Here is a 1,282-nt window from a genome sequence, read left to right as displayed (position 1 = left end):
ACTCGGGCTCATCGTCGCCAGTGCCCTGTTTGCATATTTCGTCGGCAACCTGTCGGCTGAAGACTTCTTCAGCTGGGGTTGGCGCTACCCGTTCTTCGTCGCCTTCGCCATCAACGTCGTCGCCCTGTTCGCGCGGCTGCGCATCGTGGTGACGCCGGAATACACCAAACTGTTCGAAGGCCAGGAACTGGAGCCGACTTCCGTCCGCGAGACGTTGCGCGCCGAAGGGCGCACTGTCGTGCTCGGCGCTTTCGCGCCGCTGGCGAGCTTCGCCCTGTTCCACATGGTGACGGTGTTTCCTCTGTCCTGGATCTTCCTGTTCACGCGCGAGGGACCGGCACGGTTCCTGGTCATCGAGACGATCGGAGCCTTCTTCGGCCTGGCGGCAATCGCGATCTCGGGCGTCGTTGCCGACCGGGTCGGGCGCTGGCCCTTGCTTGGAGGCTCGGCGGTGGCCATTGCCGTGTTCAGCGGTTTCGCGCCACAGCTGCTCGATGGCGGCTTCGTCGGAGAGTCCGTCTTCATGGTGTTGGGCTTCGTCCTGCTCGGCCTGTCGTTCGGCCAGTCTTCGGGAGCACTCGCCTCGAATTTTTCAAAGAACTACCGCTATACAGGTGCTGCGCTGACCTCGGATCTCGCCTGGCTGTTCGGCGCCGGCTTCGCCCCCATTGTCGCCCTGTTCCTGTCCGCCCATTTCGGGCTGATCTCGTCAGGCGCCTATCTGCTGTCGGGAGCGCTATGCACGCTGCTGGCGCTGCGGCTCAACCAGCGCCTGGATCGGACTCCCGCTTGAGTGACCTGCTTGGCCAGGGCTGGGGACCTCCCGGCCCAATGACGCTGCACGACAAGACCAACAAGCAGAATTTTCTGCTTCTGATCCAACTGCGCTGGATCGCGGTCGGCGGTCAGATCGTGACGATCCTGTTCGTCCGCTACGCGCTTGGCATCGGGCTGCCGCTGGTGCCGATGGCAGTGGTGATCCTGCTGCTGATCGCTCTCAACGTCGCCAGCCTGCGCCGGCACAGCAGCCAGGACGCGATCACCAACACCGAGCTGTTTCTTGGACTGCTGCTCGACGTCACCGCGTTGACGGTCCAGCTTTACCTGAGCGGCGGCGCGTCCAATCCCTTCATTTCGCTTTACCTGCTCCAGGTCATCCTGGGCGCGGTACTGCTGGAGACATGGTCGGTCTGGGCGCTTGTCCTCATTGCAAGCACGTGCTTCATCGCGCTGACCACCTTCTACCGTGAGATCAGCCTGCCCGCCGCACACGGTGCCGGGC

1 protein-coding gene and 1 pseudogene are annotated in these 1,282 nt (G+C 63.5%); both read left to right on the top strand.

All coding sequences use genetic code 11. The features are described 5' to 3' along the window. Positions 1–793, top strand: a 793-nt coding sequence (locus tag EN925_RS36395; RefSeq protein ID WP_128337393.1) for an MFS transporter, incomplete at its 5' end; no start/stop codon positions are given. After that, positions 790–1,282: pseudogene (locus EN925_RS36390) on the top strand (sensor histidine kinase); the annotation flags it as partial. The gene EN925_RS36395 and the pseudogene EN925_RS36390, both read left to right, overlap by 4 nt.

Source organism: Mesorhizobium sp. M7A.F.Ca.US.006.04.2.1, from assembly GCF_004022915.1.
In the GTDB taxonomy this organism is placed as follows: domain Bacteria; phylum Pseudomonadota; class Alphaproteobacteria; order Rhizobiales; family Rhizobiaceae; genus Mesorhizobium; species Mesorhizobium ciceri.
This window is presented reverse-complemented; position numbering and strand designations above follow the sequence as displayed.